17 protein-coding genes are annotated in these 22,197 nt (G+C 45.3%); 11 read left to right on the forward strand and 6 right to left on the reverse strand.

All coding sequences use genetic code 11. The annotated features are described in order from the left end of the window. Window positions 1-96: 96 nt before the first annotated feature. From ACRD7A_RS12805 to ACRD7A_RS12825, 5 genes are all read left to right on the forward strand, one after another. Window positions 97-3,060 carry a Fe-S-cluster-containing hydrogenase gene (locus ACRD7A_RS12805; RefSeq protein ID WP_430811477.1) on the forward strand — a complete coding sequence of 988 codons (2,964 nt, stop codon included), beginning with the start codon at window positions 97-99 and terminating at the stop codon, window positions 3,058-3,060. After that, window positions 3,060-4,427, forward strand: coding sequence for an NrfD/PsrC family molybdoenzyme membrane anchor subunit (nrfD, locus tag ACRD7A_RS12810; RefSeq protein ID WP_430811478.1), 1,368 nt, complete (start codon window positions 3,060-3,062; stop codon window positions 4,425-4,427). The genes ACRD7A_RS12805 and nrfD overlap by 1 nt, the downstream gene beginning before the upstream one ends. A 2-nt stretch (window positions 4,428-4,429) precedes the next feature. Further along, the gene (locus tag ACRD7A_RS12815) at window positions 4,430-4,945 is read left to right on the forward strand and encodes a DUF3341 domain-containing protein (RefSeq protein ID WP_430811479.1); all 516 of its coding nucleotides are present in this window, start codon (window positions 4,430-4,432) and stop codon (window positions 4,943-4,945) included. Window positions 4,946-5,122: 177 nt separating this feature from the next. Next, window positions 5,123-6,289 carry a hypothetical protein gene (locus ACRD7A_RS12820; RefSeq protein ID WP_430811480.1) on the forward strand — a complete coding sequence of 389 codons (1,167 nt, stop codon included), beginning with the start codon at window positions 5,123-5,125 and terminating at the stop codon, window positions 6,287-6,289. Between the two features lie 4 nt (window positions 6,290-6,293). Beyond that, the gene (locus ACRD7A_RS12825; RefSeq protein ID WP_430811481.1) at window positions 6,294-6,938 is read left to right on the forward strand and encodes a c-type cytochrome; all 645 of its coding nucleotides are present in this window, start codon (window positions 6,294-6,296) and stop codon (window positions 6,936-6,938) included. A gap of 63 nt (window positions 6,939-7,001) precedes the next feature. Here the strand turns inward: ACRD7A_RS12825 and ACRD7A_RS12830 are convergent, their stop codons facing one another. Together ACRD7A_RS12830 and ACRD7A_RS12835 are read right to left on the reverse strand one after the other, a co-directional pair. Beyond that, window positions 7,002-7,643: a hypothetical protein gene (locus ACRD7A_RS12830; RefSeq protein WP_430811482.1), complete on the reverse strand. Its 642-nt coding sequence runs from the start codon at window positions 7,641-7,643 to the stop codon at window positions 7,002-7,004. A gap of 200 nt (window positions 7,644-7,843) precedes the next feature. Beyond that, window positions 7,844-8,461, reverse strand: coding sequence for an NUDIX hydrolase (locus ACRD7A_RS12835; RefSeq protein ID WP_430811483.1), 618 nt, complete (start codon window positions 8,459-8,461; stop codon window positions 7,844-7,846). A gap of 7 nt (window positions 8,462-8,468) precedes the next feature. Between ACRD7A_RS12835 and pyrE the strand changes: the two genes are divergently transcribed. From pyrE to ACRD7A_RS12855, 4 genes are all read left to right on the forward strand, one after another. Beyond that, window positions 8,469-9,101: an orotate phosphoribosyltransferase gene (pyrE, locus tag ACRD7A_RS12840; RefSeq protein ID WP_430811484.1), complete on the forward strand. Its 633-nt coding sequence runs from the start codon at window positions 8,469-8,471 to the stop codon at window positions 9,099-9,101. A gap of 159 nt (window positions 9,102-9,260) precedes the next feature. Next, window positions 9,261-9,665 carry an SRPBCC family protein gene (locus ACRD7A_RS12845; RefSeq protein ID WP_430811485.1) on the forward strand — a complete coding sequence of 135 codons (405 nt, stop codon included), beginning with the start codon at window positions 9,261-9,263 and terminating at the stop codon, window positions 9,663-9,665. Window positions 9,666-10,121: 456 nt separating this feature from the next. Beyond that, entirely contained in the window at window positions 10,122-10,862 is a 741-nt protein-coding gene (locus ACRD7A_RS12850; protein WP_430811486.1) for a TylF/MycF/NovP-related O-methyltransferase, read from the forward strand. Window positions 10,863-10,868: 6 nt separating this feature from the next. Beyond that, window positions 10,869-13,151: a patatin-like phospholipase family protein gene (locus ACRD7A_RS12855; protein WP_430811487.1), complete on the forward strand. Its 2,283-nt coding sequence runs from the start codon at window positions 10,869-10,871 to the stop codon at window positions 13,149-13,151. Between the two features lie 36 nt (window positions 13,152-13,187). Here the strand turns inward: ACRD7A_RS12855 and cls are convergent, their stop codons facing one another. Together cls and ribD are read right to left on the reverse strand one after the other, a co-directional pair. After that, window positions 13,188-14,651: a cardiolipin synthase gene (gene cls, locus ACRD7A_RS12860; RefSeq protein WP_430811488.1), complete on the reverse strand. Its 1,464-nt coding sequence runs from the start codon at window positions 14,649-14,651 to the stop codon at window positions 13,188-13,190. 34 nt (window positions 14,652-14,685) lie between these two features. Further along, window positions 14,686-15,738 carry a bifunctional diaminohydroxyphosphoribosylaminopyrimidine deaminase/5-amino-6-(5-phosphoribosylamino)uracil reductase RibD gene (gene ribD / locus ACRD7A_RS12865; RefSeq protein ID WP_430811489.1) on the reverse strand — a complete coding sequence of 351 codons (1,053 nt, stop codon included), beginning with the start codon at window positions 15,736-15,738 and terminating at the stop codon, window positions 14,686-14,688. Between the two features lie 36 nt (window positions 15,739-15,774). Here ribD and prmC point away from each other — a divergent pair, with 36 nt between their 5' ends. After that, window positions 15,775-16,632 carry a peptide chain release factor N(5)-glutamine methyltransferase gene (gene prmC, locus ACRD7A_RS12870; RefSeq protein WP_430811490.1) on the forward strand — a complete coding sequence of 286 codons (858 nt, stop codon included), beginning with the start codon at window positions 15,775-15,777 and terminating at the stop codon, window positions 16,630-16,632. A gap of 6 nt (window positions 16,633-16,638) precedes the next feature. Here the strand turns inward: prmC and ACRD7A_RS12875 are convergent, their stop codons facing one another. Further along, the gene (locus ACRD7A_RS12875; protein WP_430811491.1) at window positions 16,639-17,226 is read right to left on the reverse strand and encodes an acyl carrier protein phosphodiesterase; all 588 of its coding nucleotides are present in this window, start codon (window positions 17,224-17,226) and stop codon (window positions 16,639-16,641) included. A 170-nt stretch (window positions 17,227-17,396) separates the two neighbouring features. On the opposite strand from ACRD7A_RS12875, the gene ACRD7A_RS12880 reads away from it, so the two are divergent. After that, a complete protein-coding gene (locus ACRD7A_RS12880) occupies window positions 17,397-18,743 on the forward strand; it encodes a cyclic 2,3-diphosphoglycerate synthase (RefSeq protein ID WP_430811492.1) in 1,347 nt (448 codons plus the stop codon). A gap of 56 nt (window positions 18,744-18,799) precedes the next feature. Here ACRD7A_RS12880 and ACRD7A_RS12885 read toward each other — a convergent pair whose 3' ends face one another. Beyond that, window positions 18,800-22,171, reverse strand: coding sequence for an FG-GAP-like repeat-containing protein (locus ACRD7A_RS12885; protein WP_430811493.1), 3,372 nt, complete (start codon window positions 22,169-22,171; stop codon window positions 18,800-18,802). Window positions 22,172-22,197 lie beyond the last annotated feature (26 nt).

Below are 22,197 nucleotides of genomic sequence, written 5' to 3' on the forward strand. Positions count from 1 at the left end.
CGGCCATGCAAATTTGATTGTCCAAATCAAGACACAGGCGGATGATCAAATTTATTTGGGAGTTCCATCTGGCCATTGAAAAATAAATTTAAAGCGATGAAAGAATACTGGAGAAGCCTTGAAGATTTATTACCTGCTGAAGAAGTTCCGCAAGAGAAGAAATCTTCTGTTGTATTTTCTGATGCGGATTCGTCTAAAAATACCCGTCGTGACTTTCTGAAGTACTTCGGCTTTAGTATTGCTTCGGCCGCAGTTTTAGCCGGATGCGAGCGGCCCGTTAAGAAAGCTATCCCCTATTTAATACAGCCCGAGGAAGTTAAGCCCGGAACAGCTAACTATTATGCATCTACCTTTTATGATGGTGCCGAGATGGTGCCCATCCTGGTGAAGGTGCGCGATGGCCGTCCTATCAAAATTGAGGGTAATGATCTTTGCCAGATGACGGGTGGATCTGCTTCGGCACGTGTGCAGGCTTCTTTATTGAATTTATATGACGAGTCGCGTCCGGCTCAGCCAACCATTGACGGCAACCCTGTTCGGTGGGACGATGTGGATGCAAAAATGTCAGAGATTTTAACAAGCTGGGATGTCTCCCAAGAATTTGTCCTTGTTACACCTAGTATAATCAGTCCTTCTACCCAAAAGCTGATAGCAGATTTTATGGCACGGTACCCCTTTGTGGTTCACGAAACCTTTGATGCCTTCTCCTATTCGGCTTTGCGTAAGGCTTATCAACAAAGTTTTGGCGAGGCCATTATTCCATCTTTCCGCTTCGATAAGGCAAAGCTGGTAGTGGGTTTCAACGCCGATTTTCTGGGAACCTGGTTGCAACCAACTGCCTTTGGCAGGCAGTATTCTTCGGCAAGAAAACTCACAGGGGGGCAGCGTGAAATGATGCGTCATATTCAGTTTGAGCCCATTATGAGCTTAACAGGCTCCAATGCCGATGAGCGGGTACCCATGTCGGCAATGGATGAAGGATATTACCTGAATAGCTTGTATTTGGCGGTTGCTCATCGATCGGGATTAGTGGTGGCAATGGTAAAAGGCCCCGATGAAATTGATAAGGTAGCCGATGAGTTGGTGAAACACAGAGCTCAGTCTCTGGTGGTTTCCGGCAGTAATGATGTGGCTATTCAAAGTTTAGTAGTAAAGATTAATCACTTGTTGAATAACTATGGCAAGACCATCCTGACTGATCAGCCGATTAATTTGTACCAAGGGAGTGATCTTAACTATGATGCTTTGCTAAGTCGCATGGAGGCCAATAAAGTAGGGGGCGTTCTTTTTTGGGAAACTAATCCTGTTTATCATGCACCGCTTAACGGCCGCACTGAAGAGGCCATTAAAAGAGTACCGCTTCGGATGGCTGTTCAATCGCAGCAAACCGAAACATCTTTGCTTTGTAACTATGAATTACCTGCTCCTCACTTTTTGGAGCGTTGGGACGATACGGAATTGATTAAGGGTGTTTACACCCTCACCCAGCCTGCCATTCGTCCGCTTTTTAAAACGCGTATAGCGCAAGAAAACTTGATGGCCTGGGCTGGTATTGAAGGTTCTTACTACGATTATATCAAACTATATTGGAAAGAAAATATTTATACACCATCCTTAGCTCAAGGCAAGCAGTTCGAAACATTTTGGAAGACAAGCCTGCGCGATGGTATTGTAGAAGATACTAATCGGCAGGGGACGAGCTTAGCATTCAGGGAGGATAATACATCAAATGCAAGGGGAAACTTTGGTTCAAGGGCTTCTTCAAACGATCTGGAATTGGTTTTATATCAGAATGTGCCATTGGGTGATGGTACACTGGCCAACAACCCCTGGTTGCAAGAGTTACCCGAGCCTGTGTCGCGTGTTTGCTGGGACAACTATGTATCTGTTTCACCTGCATTTGCTGCCTTGAGGGGCTGGTCACAAGGTGATGTATTGGATGTGAATGGTGTTGAGTTGCCTGTGTTGGTACAACCCGGTCAGGCGCGCAACACATTAGCTGTTGCAGTGGGTTATGGTCGCTCCAATGCGGGGCGTGTGGCCACTGATTTGGGCAAGAATGTATATCCGTTAGTGACATTAAATAAGGGGCATCGCTCCTATGTAGTGCACAAAGTGGAAGCTGCCGCCACCGGAGCAACTTATGAATTAGCGGCCACCCAATCGCACCACTCCATGGAAGGACGTGCCTTAGTGCGAGAAACAACCATTTCGGAGTATCTGAATAATCCGGCATCGGGCAATGAGATGCATGCGAAAATAGAGAAACTGCATACCTCGCTGTATAAAAAGCATGAATACAAAGGTCATCATTGGGGTATGGTCATCGACCTGAATTCGTGCATTGGTTGTAACGCCTGTGTGGTCGCCTGTTCGGCCGAAAATAATGTGCCCGTGGTGGGGCGTAACGAAGTACGTCGCTCGCATGAGATGCACTGGCTTCGCCTGGATCGTTACTATGCAGGAGATAGCCACAACCCTGAGGTTGTGCGGCAACCGGTAATGTGCCAGCACTGCGATAATGCACCCTGTGAAAATGTATGTCCGGTGGCTGCAACCAACCATAGTTCGGAAGGAATTAACCAGATGGCTTACAACCGTTGCATTGGTACCCGATACTGCAATAATAACTGTCCGTATAAAGTGCGTCGTTTCAACTGGTTCGATTATACCGGTGCCGATGCCATACCCAATAACCGTGTGGACGTGGCGGGCATGACGCTTGACCTGAAACGCATGGTGCTCAATCCGGATGTGACGGTACGTGCCAAAGGGGTCATTGAAAAATGCTCCATGTGTATTCAACGCATTCAGGATAAGAAGCTAATCGCCAAGAAAGCAGGGAGACAATTGGCCGATGGAGAAATTAAAACCGCTTGTCAGCAAACTTGCCCTGCCGATGCTATCACTTTTGGCGATATGAACGATCCCAATAGTAAAGTATCTCAATTAATAAAAGATGCCCGCCAATATGGCTTGCTCGAAGAGTTACACACCCTACCATCTGTAGTGTACCTAACGAAAGTAAGAAATAAAGACAAAAATAAAACCCTAAGCTAATGCATGTATCACCTCTTAGAGAGCCACTGATTAGTGGTGAAAAAAGCTATACTAAAGTTACCGAGGATATCTATGCCCCGATGACCGGTAAGGCCGGGAAATTTTGGTTTGGCGGCCTTTCATTAGCCTTAATTGCCCTGGGTTTTGGCCTTTTTTCCATCTTTATTACTGTGTGGCAGGGTATTGGCACCTGGGGTGTTGACCGAACCATTGGCTGGGGCTGGGGCATCACTAACTTTGTGTGGTGGGTTGGTATTGGCCATGCCGGTACCTTTATATCCGCCATTTTGTTGTTGTTCCGTCAGAAATGGCGTACTTCCATCAACCGCAGTGCAGAGGCTATGACCATCTTTGCTGTAATGTGTGCCGGCTTGTTTCCCCTTCTCCACATGGGACGCTTGCCTTTGGGTTTCTTTATCTTTCCCTATCCTAATACGCGTGATGTGTGGGTGAATTTTAACTCCCCGTTATTGTGGGACGTTTTTGCCATTTCCACTTACCTAACGGTGTCGCTATTGTTCTGGTACATGGGACTTATCCCCGATATTGGCACCATACGCGATCGTCTGAAGGAAGGAATTAAAAAGAAAATATATGGATTCCTGAGTTTTGGCTGGACAGGATCAGCGCGTCACTGGGCACGTCACGAATCCATGAGTTTGATATTGGCCGGATTAGCAGCACCACTGGTATTGTCGGTACACACCATTGTAAGCTTCGATTTTGCCACCTCGGTGATACCCGGTTGGCACACCACCATCTTCCCTCCTTACTTTGTGTCGGGGGCTGTATTTTCAGGTTTTGCCATGGTGCTTACCCTTATGATTATAACGCGAAAAGCTATTAATCTGGAAGCCTATATTACCCGTGCCCATCTGGAGAGCATGAACAAGATTATCATCGCCACGGGTTCCATTGTGGGCATTGCCTATATCACAGAGCTGTTCATTGCCTGGTACTCGGGGGTGGTGTATGAGCAATATGCTTTTATCAACCGGGCTTTCGGCCCTTATTGGTGGGCTTATTGGATAATGATGACCTGTAATGTAATTACGCCACAGCTTTTCTGGATCAAGAAGATACGTCGCAGCTTTGTGGCTACTTTCATCATTTCCATCTTTGTGAATATCGGTATGTGGTTCGAGCGCTTTGTAATTATCGTTACCTCGCTGCACCGCGATTTCCTGCCGTCGAGCTGGAGTATGTATTCTCCAACATGGGTAGAGGTAGGTATCTACCTGGGTACCTTCGGGCTCTTCTTCACGCTCTTCTTTTTATTTATCCGTTTCTTCCCGGTAATCGCTATTGCCGAGGTGAAAAGTGTTTTAAAAACCTCAAGCGAAAAGTTTATTAAGAAAGGAAAGTAATTATGGCACAAAAATCTTATGTAACAGGCTATTATTGGGATGATAAGGATCTTATAGAGGGCATTCGCACCTTACAGAACAATAACATTGATATTGCAGATGTGCGCACCCCCTTCCCCGTTCATGGATTGGATAAGGTATTAAAGATGCGTCGTTCGCGTTTGCCCCGAGCAGGATTTGTGGCCGGTGTGATGGGAGCTGCTATTGGCTTTGGTTTTCAGGCTTGGGTATTTACCGAAGCGTGGCCACTGAATTTTGGGGGTAAGCCCTTCTTATCAGTTCCATCTTTTATACCGGTAACTTTTGAGCTGACTGTTTTGATGGCCGCTTTTGCCCTGGTATTTGGTTTTTTAATCAGTAGCAAGTTGGGACCGGGTGCCGATACCATAATATTTGATGAGGAAGTGACCAACGATCGTTTTCAGATTGTGCTGGAAGTGAATGAAGGTAACAGTGATGTATTGCAAGCGGCATTGAGTCAGGCAGGTGCTGAGGGTGTTAAGCGGCATGATATATAAAAATATATGGGTAATGAGATGTGAGTAATGAGACGAATGGCATTGTCTGAAATGAGTTGAACAAAGCTCAATTTGCTTATCATCTATTATTAATTGAAAATGGAAAGTTTCGGGCTTGGTGCTGTGAATAGAGGACTTCGGACTTGAAACAAATAATCAATTCGACAATTATAAACTATGTATAAGTCATTTGAATTTTCGAAAAAGATAAGATCCACTGTAATCGCGGTTGTTCTTGTTGGGGCCGTGTTGGCAATGGCAGGCATGGCGATGAATCTGGACCACACTCACCGTATATGGGCCAATGTGCTGCTCAATGGCTTTTTCTTTCTTGGCATTGCCATCTGTGCCGCTTTCTTTGTGATTGTGCATGTTTTGGGCGAATCGGGATGGCAAACGGCGGTACAGCGCATTCCTGAGGCCATGTCGATGTATGTACCCGTGGGAGGAGTTTTTATGCTGCTGGTATTGGTAGGCATGCACGATATATACCATTGGAGTCATACTGAGCAGCTTGATGAGGTGTTGCAGGGCAAGGCAGCCTATTTGAATCCATTGTTTTTCAGTCTTCGCACGGTGGCTTACATCCTTATTTGGAGTCTGTTGGTTTTGTGGTTCAGGAGGGTTTCGCTGAAAACGGATGAAGATGCTGATACCCGGCTTTTTCATAAGCAACGCACCATTGCCGGAATATTCATTGTTATTTTTGCAGTTACCAGTTCTACCTCGGCCTGGGATTGGATTATGTCCATTGATGCTCATTGGTTTAGTACGCTGTTTGGCTGGTATATGTTTATCAGCACCTTTGTAACAGCCATTGCCGTCATTATCATATTGCTTATTGTACTCCGTCGTATGGGTTACATGGAGCATATTAACGAGGAGCATTTGCACGATTTGGGTAAGTATCTGTTTGGCTTTAGTATTTTCTGGGCTTACCTGTGGGTGTCGCAATATCTGTTGATATGGTACAGTAATATACCGGAAGAAACCATTTACTATGTGAAGCGCATACAGGACTTTGAAGGGTGGTTTTATGCCAATGTTATCGTTAATTTCCTGGCGCCCTTCCTAATATTAATGGCACGGGGTACCAAACGTAAGCTTAACTGGTTGTTGTTGGCCGCTATCATTGCTTTTGTGGGGCATTGGATAGATATGTACCTGGGCATAATGCCTGGCGCTGTGGGGCATGCTGAATTTGGTATTTTGGAGATTGGTATGACGGTTATGACAGCCGGTATTTTTCTGCTGGTATTCTTTGCGGCTTTTGCAAAGGCACCCGTCGTTCCTGAAAATCATCCGTTTTTAAAAGAAAGCTTTGATTATGACAATATTCGCTAGAGAGATGAAGTATTTATCTGCATTAAAAACAATGGGTGTTACCGTCCTCGCTTTGTTGCTGCTGACCGCTTGTGATAAGGATCGGAATAAGCCGGGTTACAGCTATTTCCCTGACATGGAGCAGTCGCAGGCCTATGAAACTTATACATCCAACCCCAATTGGGCCAACGGACGCACCAATCAGTTGCCGGTGGAAGGAACCGTTCCACGTGAAATGGTGCCCTATGATTTTGAGAAGACTGAAGTCAACCGCATTTGGGCCGGTCAGGAGTTGGTCAATCCTTATGCTCATGATGCTAATGTGTTGGCGGAAGGGAAACGCCTTTACGATATCTACTGCCTGCATTGCCATGGCGGCCTGGGAGATGGTAAAGGGCACTTATATACCTCGCAGAAATATCTGTTCCTGCCTGCTGATCTTAATTCGGAAAAGATACGCAACAACCCGGATGGTGAGATATTTCAGGTGATTACTGTTGGTTATGGCGTAATGGGTGCCCATGGAGCACAGATATTGCCTGAGGAACGTTGGAAGATTATTACTTACATACGTGAAGAGTTGCATGTTAAGGCCGCTAAAGCCGCCGCCGAAAAGGCAGCGGAACAAGCTGAGAAAGAAGGTGGGAAAGCAGAAAAGTCGGAATCATAGTGGGCTTAAAACCAATACGCAACGGTCCGGTACGATGCTTTCCTCCGGGCTGTTATGTTCTTGTTAATATTGTGTAGTAGTTATCTGTCCCGTTTCGGATGCTTGTGTCATGTTTTTACGGCGTAGTTCCAGTGCATTTTCAAGGCGGATACGGTAGCCGTTTTTAAAAGCCATAATGTGTGCCTGTTTAAAACCCATCTGTTGCACAATGGAGAGAAATTTAACAGCCTCGTCGTAGTCAACAAACTCTCCCAGTGTAAACTGATGTATGTTCTCGTAGTCATCTTGTTTTAGGCCTAGCATATTATCTTTGTATTCACTTAGGTCAAGGTCTTTATAGGCACCAATCTGAATGGCAAATAGTACGCCATCGTATCCTTCCTTTCGCAAAGCTGAAGGATGCGTGTTATAGGTAATTTTCTGCAGGGAGTCGGGGTTAATAGGCTTTTCGATATACACGGTATCGGTTTGGATGATAAGCTCTGAAGTATTGTTTGTAGTGGGTATTCGTATAAAGCCCTGAAGGAGTAAAAACAGGAATAGGGTGAACGAAAATACAAGGGTGAAAGCCAGCCAAAGGCGCAGGCTACCAATCTTGATCGTCTGTTTCTTGTGGCTCTCTCGCAGGCGTATCAGCTCCGCATTAACGGCGTCGAGACGCAGCTTCAACTTGTGCTCAGGGAAATGATCATCGGCTACGGGCATCACAGGGTGTTTATTGTTGTTACGAATTTAACAGTTTGTAACGATCCTGTAAACCTTTGTACCTGCTAATAACTAACAAGATATTAACAGCTTATTTGTAAAACTGTTAAAAAGGAGAACTGCTGAAGTAAACAATCGGAGTGGGTAAATTGATTCGCTATAGCCGGCTTACACCAATATTAAAATTCAATTAGGGTAATTTATAGGCTCAATCCGGCTTTGTTGAAGACTTCTAAAATAGATGGGTAAGTGCTTTTGTATACCTTCGTAAGTTCCTCTTTTTTCATCCATTCTGCCTTGGTAATGTTTTCCTCGCTTTGTGGGGTAGGTACTTCAAAACCAAAATAATCCATAAAAAACCAGGCGGTTTCTTTCAGGTAAAAAACACCGTTTTGACGGTAGGTATGAAAAGTAGAGAGCAGAGGATGACGAATAGCCAGATCGCTTAAGCCACATTCCTCTTCAACTTCACGTAGCGCCGTTTTTCTGAAGGTCTCGCCGGCCTCAGTCTTACCTTTGGGTAGGTCATAAACGCCTAGGCGGTGAATGATGAGGTACTCATTGTTGGGATTGATAACCAGGCCTCCCGCCGCGGTAATAAAATGATAGCATTTCTTCAGGGCTTCCAGCAAAAAATCTTTATTACGTCCATAGACATAACCAACCATTAAATGTTCATTCTGTTCAAAGGTTTCAATAAATTGCTGTAGCTCATGGTGCGAGGTGTATTTGTGCAGTGCGTCAAAGTTTTGTGTTAAATCCTGCTCCAGTGCATCGGTCAAAAAAAGAGTTCTATCCTTGAAAAAAACTTTATACATTTGCGGTATGGAAAAATTAGCGGAAATTGTAGCCAAACAGCTGTTGCAAATAAAGGCAATTAAATTGCAACCTGCAAACCCGTTTACATGGGCATCAGGATGGAATTCACCCATCTATTGTGATAATCGTAAAACGCTGTCTTACCCCGAAGTACGCGACTTTATTAAGTTAGAGTTTGCACGCTTGGTATTGGAAAAATACCCCGAAGCAGACGTGATTGCCGGTGTAGCCACCGGTGCTATTGCACAGGGTGCTTTGGTGTCTGATGCCATTAATAAGCCTTTTATTTATGTGCGATCAGCTGCCAAGGGACATGGTTTAACCAATTTGATTGAGGGCGACCTTAAGCCGGGACAAAAAGTAGTGGTGATTGAGGATTTAATTTCAACAGGAGGAAGCAGTCTTAAGGCTGTAGAAGCCATCCGTGAGGCGGGTGCCGAAGTGTTGGGTATGATGGCCATTTTTACATACGGTTTTCCTGTTGCAACTGAGGCTTTTGAGAAAGCGGGTGTGGAGCTTACTACTTTAAGTTCGTACCAGCAGATGATTCCTTTTGCCAGTGCATCAGGTTACGTTTCGGATGATGATGTGGCTACCTTGCAAGAGTGGCGAAAAGATCCGGCTAACTGGAGGAAGTAATCAAGCTGATAGCTTTTGGCTGCCAGTTGAAAATATGAATAAGGATCGCATCTTAATTAACAGGCTGTAAAGATGCGATCCTTTTATCTGTTGCTTGTAAGTCACCCTGCCTCTCAAATCTAATTGTCTAACAGTCTATTAGTCTAACAATCTATTATTATGACCACCTTCGAAAGTGCTATTAAGAAAGCTACACACCCTGCCGAAAAAATGTTTGATTTCTTGTCAGACTTCGATCATTTTGGTGAAGTAATACCCAAAGATAAGATCAATAACTGGCAGTCGTTTGGCGACAGCTGTCGATTTTCCATTGACCCGGTGGGTGAAGTGGGCCTGCGCATAGTTGATAAAGAAGCACCGAAAGTAATTAAGTTCACGGCAGAAGGAAAAACTCCTTTCAACTTCTTTTTATGGATTCAGCTGAAAGAGATGGCCGAAGACGATACGCGTGTAAAGCTCACCATTAAGGCAGATATGAACCCAATGATTAAAATGATGGCCAGCAAACCCATTAAAAAGTTTCTGGAAGTGTTGAGCGATGCCATTGCCAGTCATCAGTATTAAAATTTACCCTGCCAGTCAAAAAAAGTGCCCTAACTCCGGGGATGGATGATGACTTAAAGACAATGTTGATTAGATAGTTTATAGAGCAGTTGAATTGTCTAATCAATTTTTTTAATATAAACACCTCTTTTACTCCGGTTTTGAGCTGCCTAACACAGTTCTCCTGGCGCATTATCTACCCCGCCACTTATCCCCTATCTGCAACTCCTTGTCGTTACATTAAATTGTAAAAAGGCTCTGTCTTCGTACCTAATCTTAACTCCATCTTAGTAATGTGCGAGCTGCTGTCAGACCTTTTATTTTTATCAATGGATCAGCCATTGAATTAAAAAAATTCATGCAAACGCATATTTCAATAAGCCGATATTTTAACTCATGCGCCAATTTTTCCAATTGACCTAAAAAGCACTCAATTCCCTAAAATTTGAGCTATATTTGTTAAAAGTAAGCTATCGAATGACATTATTACAATTTCTTAATTTAGTCCTGCTCAACCTGTTGGTGCTAACGGCCCTCAGTTACTTCTGGAGTTTTTACACTCATAAACTATTTAAACCTTATGCCTGGCTCGATGCCCAGAACAAGAAAGGGGTGGACAAGGCCACCATTAAGTTGGAAAGAAAGCAGAAGGATAAAATACGTTTCTATGCACTGTGGCTGCAGCTAAAACGAATTAACTCACGCAAGATAAAAGGCGCAGTGGCTGAGCTGGGTGTTTACAAAGGAGAAACAGCCAAGTTAATTCATCAGATGCTGCCCGATAGAGATTTTTATCTTTTCGACAGTTTTAGTGGGCTACCCAAGCAGGTGATTAAGGAAGATTGCGATGGTAATGTACGTCCTCAAACTGTGAACTTTGATAATACAACGCCCGAAGAAGTACTTGGTTATATCGATGGTGATAAACGGAAGCTACACATCCGTGAAGGCATTTTCCCCGACACAACCAAGGGACTTAAGGAGGAGGTATATGCCCTGGTTCATATCGATGCCGACCTGTACCAATCAACCCTCGATGCACTCGGCTATTTTTATCCGCGCCTAAGTCCGGGAGGTAGCCTCATCATACACGATTATAATCATAATTGGGATGGCGTACGAAAAGCAGTTGACGAATTCAGCCCCACCATACCAGAGGAGTTTGTGGAGTTACCCGACATGTATGGCTCAGTTATTTTAATCAAAAACAACCTGTAAAAGCCTATGAAGCAACTTCTAAGCATAACTTTATTTTATACACTCATAACATGTATTGCGCCAATGACGGCGCAGGAGCAGCTTACCCGCCCGAAAATTGGGCTGGTATTAAGTGGTGGCGGCGCCAAGGGGCTGGCGCATATTGGTGTCATTAAAGTTATGGAAGAAGTGGGTATTCAACCCGATTACATCACAGGCACAAGTATGGGCAGTATTATTGGAGGGCTTTATGCCTCGGGCTACACGGCCGATGAAATGGATTCTATCGTGAATAATATTGACTGGGCGGTTGTGCTGGGTGATGAGATACCTCTAAAAGATGTTGTGCCCGAAGAAAAGACTGATTATAACCGTTTTCAACTGGAGTTTGACGTAAGCCGTGAGGGACTGCAGCTTCCTCCCGGAATGGTTCATGGACAACGTATTTCCGAATTACTGTCGAGCCTTACCTGGCATGTGGCGGGTTGTAAGAGCTTCGATGAGCTTCCCATCCCGTTTCGCTGTGTGGCCGTTGATCTGGTAAATGGTAAACCCTATGTGTTTAAGGATGGAGACCTGGCACGGGCAATGCGGGCCAGCATGGCCATCCCTTCAGTGTTTACACCCGTGGAATTTGACGGAATGTATCTGGTAGATGGTGGTGTGATGGACAATTTTCCCACGGTGCTGTGCCGCCAGATGGGCGCTGACATCATCATTGGCGTCAATGTAGGCAGTAGTGATGATACCGACATAGAAGATTTGAAGAGTATTACTGAGATACTGATGACCTCAGCCATGATTGGCAGCACTACAACACTTAAGCGCTCCATTGAAGAAACGGACTACCTGATTACCCCAGAACTTAAACCCTACACAACGGCCAGTTTTTTTGACGGCCCTGCAATTATTGAAAGGGGTGAACAGGCAGCGCAAAAGCAGCTGGAGAAGTTAAAGCAGTTGGCCGATTCTATCAACTCCATGGGAAGAAAGGAAAACAGTAAGGCAAATAATTGTTGCACGCCCAAGGAGGTTATCGTTTCCGATATTAAAATTAATAATCGAAAGAATGTATCACTCAATTACTTTTATACCAAATTAGGTATTCACATAGGCGATACAGTAAGCGTTGATGATATCAATATAGGTATCAGGCGATTAATTGGAACCCGCTTCTACAAGCACATCACCTACGACCTGGAATATATCGATAGCAAGTATGTGCTTATTTTCAATACTGAGGAGACCGGTCTGGCTCGCGCCAAATTCTCTATTCATTACGATAATGAGTTGAAAGCCGGTATTATCTCAAACATTACCCTGCGAAATATACTACTGAAAAACAGCCGCCTGTCGCTTACGGCTGACATTTCGGAGAAACCCCGAATATATGGTGAGATGATTGCCTATCTGGGTGAGCAGCAGGCCACGGGGTTTATCGGCAATGGATATTTCGAACGTACCCCATTGCCCATCTATCAAAATAGCTCAAAGACCGCAGGAACACTCAACTATTATAAGACACAAGCCGGCGCCGGCCTGTTTCTTTCGTACAAAACAAGGACCATTATCACGGCTAAAGTTGACTGGGAAGAAATAAGGACAAGTCAGGATTCGGGTCTGTCCGACTTGTTTGCTGACGGAGCCAATCGCTTTGGTAATGGTTTTCTGTACGGTTCATTTAGTATTGACCGCAATACTTTAAACAAACGCTTTTTTGCCACCAAAGGACACCACCTGCACATCGCCGCTAAGTTCAACCTTGATGCCTATGAGCTATATCGGGGAAGCCCTGAAGGACAAGCAGCCATTGACCCATTCATATTAGTACCTTCAAAACATTATTTTGCCGGATCGGTGCGTTACAACAAGATGTTTAGCGTATCTGAAACCTCCTATTTTGAAACATGCCTCTCATTGGCTGCCTTTTCCGACGATGCCCCCTTTTTTGATATGCACTACATTGGCGGAACGGCCTATAATATTAGTACGGGAGATGCTGCTTTTGTAGGCCTTCGTTACCGCGAAAAAATAGCTGAAAACTATGGTTTGGCCAGTGTTAAATTTAACTTTAATATCACCAAAACGATTTATGGGCACGCCGTAGCTAACGGTATTTATGCACCCAACTATGGCAACACACGCTTTGACGGGCAACCTTTTTTTCTGGGTGCCAACGAGCGTGTGCTGGGCTTTGGTGGCGGGATTTCCATCAACAGTTTTATTGGTCCCATCTCATTGATTATGGGAACTAATACCGATGATTGGAAGCCCCGTGCTTATATTAGTGTGGGATATCCATTTATGTAATTAAATTAATAAGAGAAATAAGGGTAAGAGGGTTCTTTAGAGCAGGGGGCTAAACAGGCGTGCAAAGGACTCCTTAGCCTTTTGCCAACGCGCTCTATTATGCCATTCATCAGGGTCAACAATGACAGATTGACTTAGGTCGTCCATAAAATAAGTCTTTACCTCTTTGGCTTTTTGCTCATCATAAATAAATGCATTCACCTCGTAATTCTGCTCAAAGCTTCTGAAATCCATGTTAGTTGTTCCTATGGTACATACCTCATCATCCACCACCATCATCTTGCTGTGCAGAAAACCGGGCTGATAAAAGTAAAACTTAACACCGGAGCTCATCATTTCCTTGATGTAAGATTTGGAACATAAGGCCGTAAAGTAAGCATCGCTCTTCTCTGGTATTATAATGCGTACATCAACACCGCCCATGGCCGAGGCCTTCAGGGCGGTTAAAATACTTTCGCCGGGCATAAAATAGGGTGTTTCGATATATACATACTTTTTAGCACCGGCAATGGCCTGATGGTAACCCATCATAATGCCTGGCCAGTCAGAATCGGGACCACTCGTAACAATCTGCACCGGGCTGTTGCCAATGGGTTTCTTATGGGGGAAATATTGTGGACCGGCAATCTCTTCCTGGCTCACAAAATACCAATCCACAAAAAATACCGACTGCAATGCATTCACGGCATCTCCGGTGATTCGTAAATGCATATCGCGCCATATGCCATAGGAAGGGTTACCACTAATATATCTATCAGCCACGTTTAGGCCTCCTACAAAGCCCACTTCACCATCCACCACCACTATTTTACGATGATTGCGGTAATTAACCTTTGAGGTAAGTGAAGGGAAACGCACCGTGAGGAAGCTGTAGGCCTCTATCCCATGTGATTTAAGCATCTTGAAAAAGGGTCGCTTGAGCTCCCAGCTGCCCACATCATCAACAATAAGGCGCACCTCAACCCCTTCGCTGGCCTTGCTCTTTAAGATATTGATTATCTCAGTTCCAATCTTATCCTGATCGAAGATGTAATACTGCAAATGAATACTATGGCGGGCTGCCTTAAGGGCTTTTATGATGGCAGGGAAAGTCTCGTTGCCGTTATTGAGCACCTCCACGCCATTGCCAATGGTAAGTATCGAAGACGAATTTTTTAAAAATAGCTGTATCAGCTTCTTATTATTGTCCATCCCTTCCATGCCCTCCAGACTTCCCTCTGCTATTTTATGGCTTTGTGCATGGGCTATATCGCTTATTAAGTCATGATTTTTAAGCCCTTTGCGTCGTATTATCTTTTCTTTACGCAGGTTCTGACCAAAGAAAACAAAGAAAACCACTCCTAAAACGGGTACAAAAAGCAAAACAAGCATCCACGGAATCGCTTTTAATGGGCTGCGATTTTCGAGCATCACAACAAACACAATAGCCAACATGGCAAACACATAGGCTACTTTTACTATATTGATAACCAGCGGCGGTATGCTGTCGATAAAATCCATAAGCTGCGATCAGATATTCTACATTGGGAAAGTACTAAATATTATGATACACCCTTAACTGACTACTTCCAAAATTTAGCTGTTGCTTAAGCACACCCCGGAATTGAGGTGCCTCAACACCTTGCTGAAACACAACATCTCCCACATAGCGAAAGGCTTCATCCCAAAGATTTTGATCTATGCACTGCTGCAAGGTAGATCGCCCGCCTTCCACAATAAGAGACTGAACACCCCGTTGCCACAGGTCATTCAATATCAGGCTAAACCAATCTCCGCTCTCATCCAGCTTCACATATTCATTCATGCCATCGGCCAACGTCTTAAGGGAATTATAAATAACGGTTTTGTGTTGTCTATTCAGTAAATGGGTATCACTCCTAAGAATACCCTTGCGATCTATAACACAACGCAAGGGCTGATGGCCGACCCAGTCGCGCACCGTCAACGAGGGATTGTCCTTCAGAGCCGTTTGTGTTCCCACCAGTATGGCCTGCTCGGTTGCACGCTGCTGATGCACAGCACGGCGTGCCCAGGCGTTGGTAATCCAGGTGGGCTGACCATAATTGGCTTCCTTACGATCAATATCAATAAAACCATCCTGGGTTTCGGCCCATTTTAAAATGATGTAAGGCCGTTTTTTATTGTGAAAGGTAAAAAAGCGACGGTTGAGCGCCAGGCATTCCTGCTCCATCACACCCGTCACCACCTCCACTCCTGCCTTTTGCATCATGGTCACACCTTTACCGGCTACCTCCGAGTAGGAGTCGATACAGCCTACCACAACACGGGGGATTTCATGCTCAATAATCATTTTAGAGCAAGGCGGCGTTTTGCCGTAATGGGCGCAAGGCTCCAGATTAACATACAAAGTAGCTTCCTTCAGTAAAGACTTGTCCTTTACCGAACGAACGGCATTCACCTCGGCATGGGGCTCCCCGGCCTTTTGGTGATAACCCTCACCTATAATTGCACCGTTGTGAACGATGACGCTACCCACCATGGGGTTAGGATAGGTATTCCCTTCGGCCATTTGTGCCAATTGCAGGCAGCGCTGCATATATTTTTCCGCTTCAGCTCGATGATTCATTTGGGTTTCGTAATTTTGCCGATCAAGATACAAAAAATGGACGGCATTACGATTCATCAATTCAAGGCACTACTGGCCGAGGAGCTTAAGGGCCTATACGCAGAAGAGGAGATAAGACAGTTTGCCAGCTTACTGCTGCAGCATATTTTAAAAGTAGATAATACACAACTCTTGTTGTTGAACCGTGAGCCCCTACCGCAGAGCATCCTTGATGAGCTGGAGTCCTTCACCAGCGCCTTAAAGAAACAGGTACCCATACAGTATCTGCTGGGCACCTGTGAATTTTATGGCTTACCCTTTACTGTAAACCCCGCCGTCTTAATACCGCGCCCGGAAACGGAGGAGCTGGTAGCCTGGATACTGGCCGATGAATCGGAAGCGAAAAGCATTTTGGATATTGGCACCGGCAGCGGATGCATCGCTATATCATTGAAAGTATATAAGCCGGACTGTGCACTCACAGCCTGGGACATATCACCCGATGCCCTGGCAACGGCTGCCGATAATGCCCGTATGAACAAGGCAGCGCTTAATTTTGAGCAGGTAGACATACTAGCGCATCACCCTGATGATCGCCTTTTTGACTGTATCGTAAGTAATCCTCCTTATGTACGTGATCTGGAAAAAAAGATGATGGCATCCAATGTACTGGATCACGAGCCACACAGTGCTCTTTTTGTGTCAGACGACGATCCCCTAATTTTTTACCGATGCATAGCGCAACATGCCCTCAAGATGCTATCGCCCGGGGGGAGCTTATACTTTGAAATCAATGAATTTTTGGCTGCCGAGATGCAAACCATGCTGCACGGTCTGGGATATAAAAATATTGTATGCCGAAAAGATATTAATGGCAAGGATCGAATGATGAGAGCCATCAATGGCAACGCGTAAGGCCTGTCATAGATCCTCATCCATAAGCTGATTGACCATCTGCCTAAGTGCATCAAAAAACTCAATAAACTCCGCGTTGAACACATGGTAATGAAGATCCATCTGCTCCATCGCCCACCAACCCTTATCAGGCAGTGACGAATGGCGCGCCATAATGTTGAGGCTACGCTCGATACCGGCACGTGTGGCATAGCTTTCCAGGCGACGACTCTTCACTATAAAGGGTAAAAACCGTTTCACATTATGCGGCAATTTAAAATAGTTGCGCATCAGCACTTTATGCACATCACTAACATATTCATTAAGGGGTACCGCACTATATGCCGACCAGTTAACACCCAGAAAATGATCGTAGAACACGTCGGTAACAATGCCGGCATAGCGCCCATAACCTGCATTTAGACGTTTTATACTCTGCTTCACCACCGGATGCGTATCGGTATAATGATCAATTTTACGATGCAACAAAATCCCCTTACGGATATCAGGTGCATATTTATTGTAATCGCGGCCTTTTACATGATCGCCAATAAAATTGCCAACCTGAATGTGGGGATTATCGCCCGACAGGTATAAATGTGCCAGAAAATTCATGGGACAAACTTATAAAAATACATTAATAATTGGAGCTCTTCAAGTACAACACCCTGTTTCTTAACATGTTTAGGAGACTGGTCTTTTAATTATCGTTGCGGTACATTTATAGTATGGCCGTATAACGGCCGCTTAATCAGTTAATTATTACTAAACCAATCATCAATACTATGCAAAAAGTTATTATTATCGGTGCGGCCGGTAGAGATTTTCACAACTTCAATACTTTCTTCAGAGACAATACCGATTATCAGGTGGTGGCCTTCACGGCGGCTCAGATACCCGACATCGATGGACGCAAGTACCCGCCCGAACTGGCTGGCAAATTCTATCCGAACGGCATTCCAATTTTTGCCGAAGATGACCTGGAAAAGTTAATCCTTGAGAAGGAAGCCGATGTTTGTGTCTTTTCATACAGCGACATCCCTTATCAGCGAGTTATGAATGTATCGGCACGGGTTAATGCTGCCGGTGCATCGTTTATGTTGCTTGGACCCAACGACACGCAGATAAAAAGTAATAAACCCCTTATTGCCGTGTGTGCCACGCGTACCGGTTGTGGTAAGAGCCAGACCTCTCGCCGAGTAATTGAACTACTGATGGCACGTGGTTTAAAGGTAGTGGCCATTCGTCATCCAATGCCTTACGGCGATCTGGTGAAGCAAAAAGTACAGCGCTATGCCACGGTTGAGGATCTAGCCTATCATCAGTGCACCATTGAGGAGATGGAGGAATATGAGCCCCACGTGGTGCGGGGCAACGTTATCTATGCCGGTGTTGACTATCAGGCCATCATAGAAGCTGCTGAAAATGATCCGGATGGCTGCGATGTGATATTATGGGATGGCGGTAACAATGATTTTTCTTTTTATCGCCCCGATTTACTCATCACCGTGGTCGATCCTCACCGCGTTAATCATGAATTATCGTATTATCCTGGTGAGGTGAATCTGCGCATGGCCGATATTGTGGTGATTAATAAAATGGACAGTGCGGCACCGGAAGACATCGATAAGCTGCGGGCCAACATAGCGCAGGTTAACCCTACGGCCACCGTTATTGATGGTGCCTCGCCCATACATGTGGATGATCCCAGGGTGATAAAAGACAAGCGGGTGCTGGTTATTGAAGATGGCCCCACCTTAACACACGGCGAGATGAAGCTGGGTGCAGGCACCGTAGCTGCCCTTAAATTTGGGGCCGCCGAAATTGTTGATCCGCGAGACTATGCTGTTGGCAAGCTGGCAGAGACCTATCGCATCTATCCCAATATTGGTACCTTGCTACCGGCCATGGGATACGGTGATGAGCAGATCCATGACTTGCAGGCCACCATTGATCAGGTACCCTGCGACAGCGTAGTCATTGGCACGCCTATTGATCTGAATCGCATCGTTAAAATCAATCATCCTAACACACGGGTTTACTATGATTTGCAGGAGATTGGACAGCCCACACTGGACGATAGCATTAAAGAGTTTATCAACAGCCACAAACTAAAGATGGCAACCTTATAAAATCAAAGATACCGGCGCCCTCGTGGCGTTGGTTTTCACGTTCCTCTAGGGTTAAATTAAGGGCCGATAACCAGGCGGCGGGAAAATACCCCCTCATCAGTCAGTATCTGTATGATATAGCTACCTGGAGTAAAGCTGCTGATGTCGAGGAGTGTGTGAGACAATCCATTGGGCAGTAAAGTACCGGACTTATACAGGCTACCATTTAATCCATATACCTTATATTGAACCGATTGCTCTACTGGGTTTTCAATACGAACCTGATCCCTTGCCGGGTTGGGGTAAATTTCCAGTCCATTGGCAAACAGCTTTTTAATACCCGAATTGACAACAATGGTGATTATCTCTTCGTGCACGCAATGAACGCTGTCTTCGATAAAAACTTTGTAAGCACCTTCCAGAAGGTGGGTAGCATCGGCTCCTTTCTGTTGAAGAGGGTCATTCCAGCGGATATGATAAGGAGCTACACCCCCTTGGATGGCAACTACCTCGGCCGTTCCTTCGCCAAAGGCTGTTGATGGGTCATCGGGGCTGGTGATGTATTCTATCTGTAAGGCATCGGGCTCCATAACATCAATAGATTGCTCATGTACACAGCCGTGTGCATCAGTAGCTAAAAGGGTGTAGTTTCCGCCACTTATATGCTGAAGCGTCGATGTGCTAGCACCATTAGACCATCGGTAGCTCAAGGGTGCTGTTCCACGATCTATCGATGTATGTATGGCACCGCTTTGTGCACCATGACAGGTCAGGTGATCAACCTGAACGGATAACTCAAGGGCTTCCTTCTCGATTGTAAGCGTCTTACTTTGGGTACATTGCTTCGCATCTACTATGGTCACCTCGTAGTGTCCATGGCTCTGGTTGATCAGCCTGGCACCATTATCGCCGGTTGACCAGCGGTATTCATAAGGAGCAGTGCCTTCTTGTATCTGCACCCATGCTTCGCCGCTTTGCACAGTGTTACAGGCCACCGGGCGCGTCACTACCTCAAAAGACAGAGCGGGCCTTGCTAATTCTGCATCAGCGGTGAAGACGCAGCCCTGTGCATCCTCCAGGCGAAGATGATATTCACCATACTTCAATCCCGTTTGAATCAGATCCGCAGCTTTATCATTAATCATGACCTCATAGGGTGACATGCCCCCCTCGGGCTGCAGCTCAATATAGCCATTCTGAGCTCCACAATCAGGGCCGTCACTAATTACATCTGACGTAAACCAGGTACACCTGTATATATCGGCCGGCAGCACCATCAACTGATCGCTTGTGCCAACAATAAGCTCATCTTTGCCATCGCCCGTGAAATCATATCGCTTTAAGCCGTCGTATTCACCTACAATACCAGCCAATGGTGTGGTTACTTCATATTTACCCTTGGCTGTTGCAAATACCAACTGCCCGTTGGTGGATAGTATGAATTCATCTACTCCATCGCTATTCAAATCTGTGGCATGTATGGCATCGATAATACGTCCGTAGAGGCTAAAGATACGATTGGCTTCCAGCCTAACGTTGAGCACCTCTACATTGCCTTTGTTGCTGACTGCTACAATCTCAGTATGCCCATTTTCATCGGGCACACTCAGATCAAAATCAGTATAATGGGTATCATCTGAGGTTTGGATGTCTTTGCTTTTTCCATCAATCACAATGACCTGCCCCATGCAGGTAATAATCTCCATTACGTCGTCGGCATCCACATCGGCAAGGAGTATATTACGGGCATAGGTGGCCTGTCCCACTTGCGGACTTTTCCATTGTACCTCCAGATCCACGGCATTGATGATGCACACCTGCTGTGCTCCCGCCGTTATTAACTCGGGCTGCCCATCGCCATCCACATCACCAATGGCGAGTGCTGAGAAAGCACCGATGCCCTCATCAGTATATATTTTCGATTGTTCAATGGCTTTGGTTTTACCGTCAATAATCCATATTTGACCCGTATAAGACTGATCGGCTGCCACAATTATTTCAAGCACCCCATCTTTATCCACATCTTCTAGTTGCAGGGTATGTACCCCTTCCCACACGTTATCGAGGTAAGTGGCATCACTCTGCCATTCAATCGCGTAAGTATCGGCATTAAGCACACTGATGATGCCACTACCGTAACTGCTGTTGCTCTTATGCGATATGGCCACCATCTCATCTACTCCATCATTATCCACATCGCCTATCTCAACAGCATAAAAAGGCCCGTCGAGATGTTTACTCTTCCACTCGATGACCCGGGTTTTTATGTTGGCAATATAAAGATGATCGGCATCGGAGGAAGTCCATCCGCTTCCCCACAATAGCTCATTATTACCATCACCATTCACATCGGCTGCCTTAATGGCTGTAATTCCATGATCGGGATTACGAAGTCGCCATAGCTTTTTTTGTGTAACCGCATCTATACAGTTTAAATAACCCCACTGGGCATCGCCGTAAATAATCTCATCCATACCATCTGCATTGGTGTCAAACAATAGCAGGGCATGAATGTCTTGCCTGGTGCTGATGGTGTATTGGGTCGATTTCGTATCTACATCCAACACCTTGATCTTAAACCACGCTTCGGCATACACTACCTCCTCAATCTTATCGCCATCAATATCGGATAGCGCCAGCAGGCCTTCCACAGCATGAGAATGGAAGCGCCACTCCTCTTTAAGAATATCATTATGAAGTTCCAGCACACGGCCTGAGTTAAGCACTATTTCCTGCGCAGCATCCTCATCCACATTGCCAATAGCCATGGCAGTTGCCTTATCTTCAATCATATAAATCGTTTCCAGGCTGTTGGGATGGAGCAGTAATATATTTTCACCTGTCAGTACAAGCACCTCATCTCGACCATCGTTATCGGCGTCGCCCACGCCACAGCTGATGATCGCCGCATTCAGCTCCAACGAGTTGATTAACTGCATACCAGCGCTCTTGTAAACCTCCAGTTGAGAGCCGGATATTACCAGTATTTCATCGCGTGCATCATTATCTAAATCAGCTAAGGTGATAGTACTAATGGGCTGATGATAAGCAGGACTGTTCCATACCATGGTATAGTCGCTGGTGGCCTTATTATACTTTAGCACATACCAGCGATAGACCTGATGATCATATTGAGCACTACAAATTATCTCGGGCACCCCGTCATCATCAATATCCAGCGTGTTCATTGAGTTTTGTCCGATGTGTGTTCCCATAGTCAGGTACGACCATAGTGCTTCGGCATTAACCGTGGGGGGTAATGCAGCCTCCTTGGTATTCTTCAGCGCTTTCGCAGCACTTAAATTGCCAGCCTTCGGGTAGTTGATAAGCTGATGATCGATTGTGCGGATTACGCGCCCATATATATCCTTAAGCTCATAGTGGGGTGTTTCCTGTGCTGTAAGCATCAAGTTAAGACTACAAAAAAAGAGAAGTAGTAACTTGTTCATGTTGATTTTCCCGGTTGTTTGTAACA

Source organism: Carboxylicivirga longa (assembly GCF_050589825.1).
GTDB classification, from domain to species: domain Bacteria; phylum Bacteroidota; class Bacteroidia; order Bacteroidales; family Marinilabiliaceae; genus Carboxylicivirga; species Carboxylicivirga longa.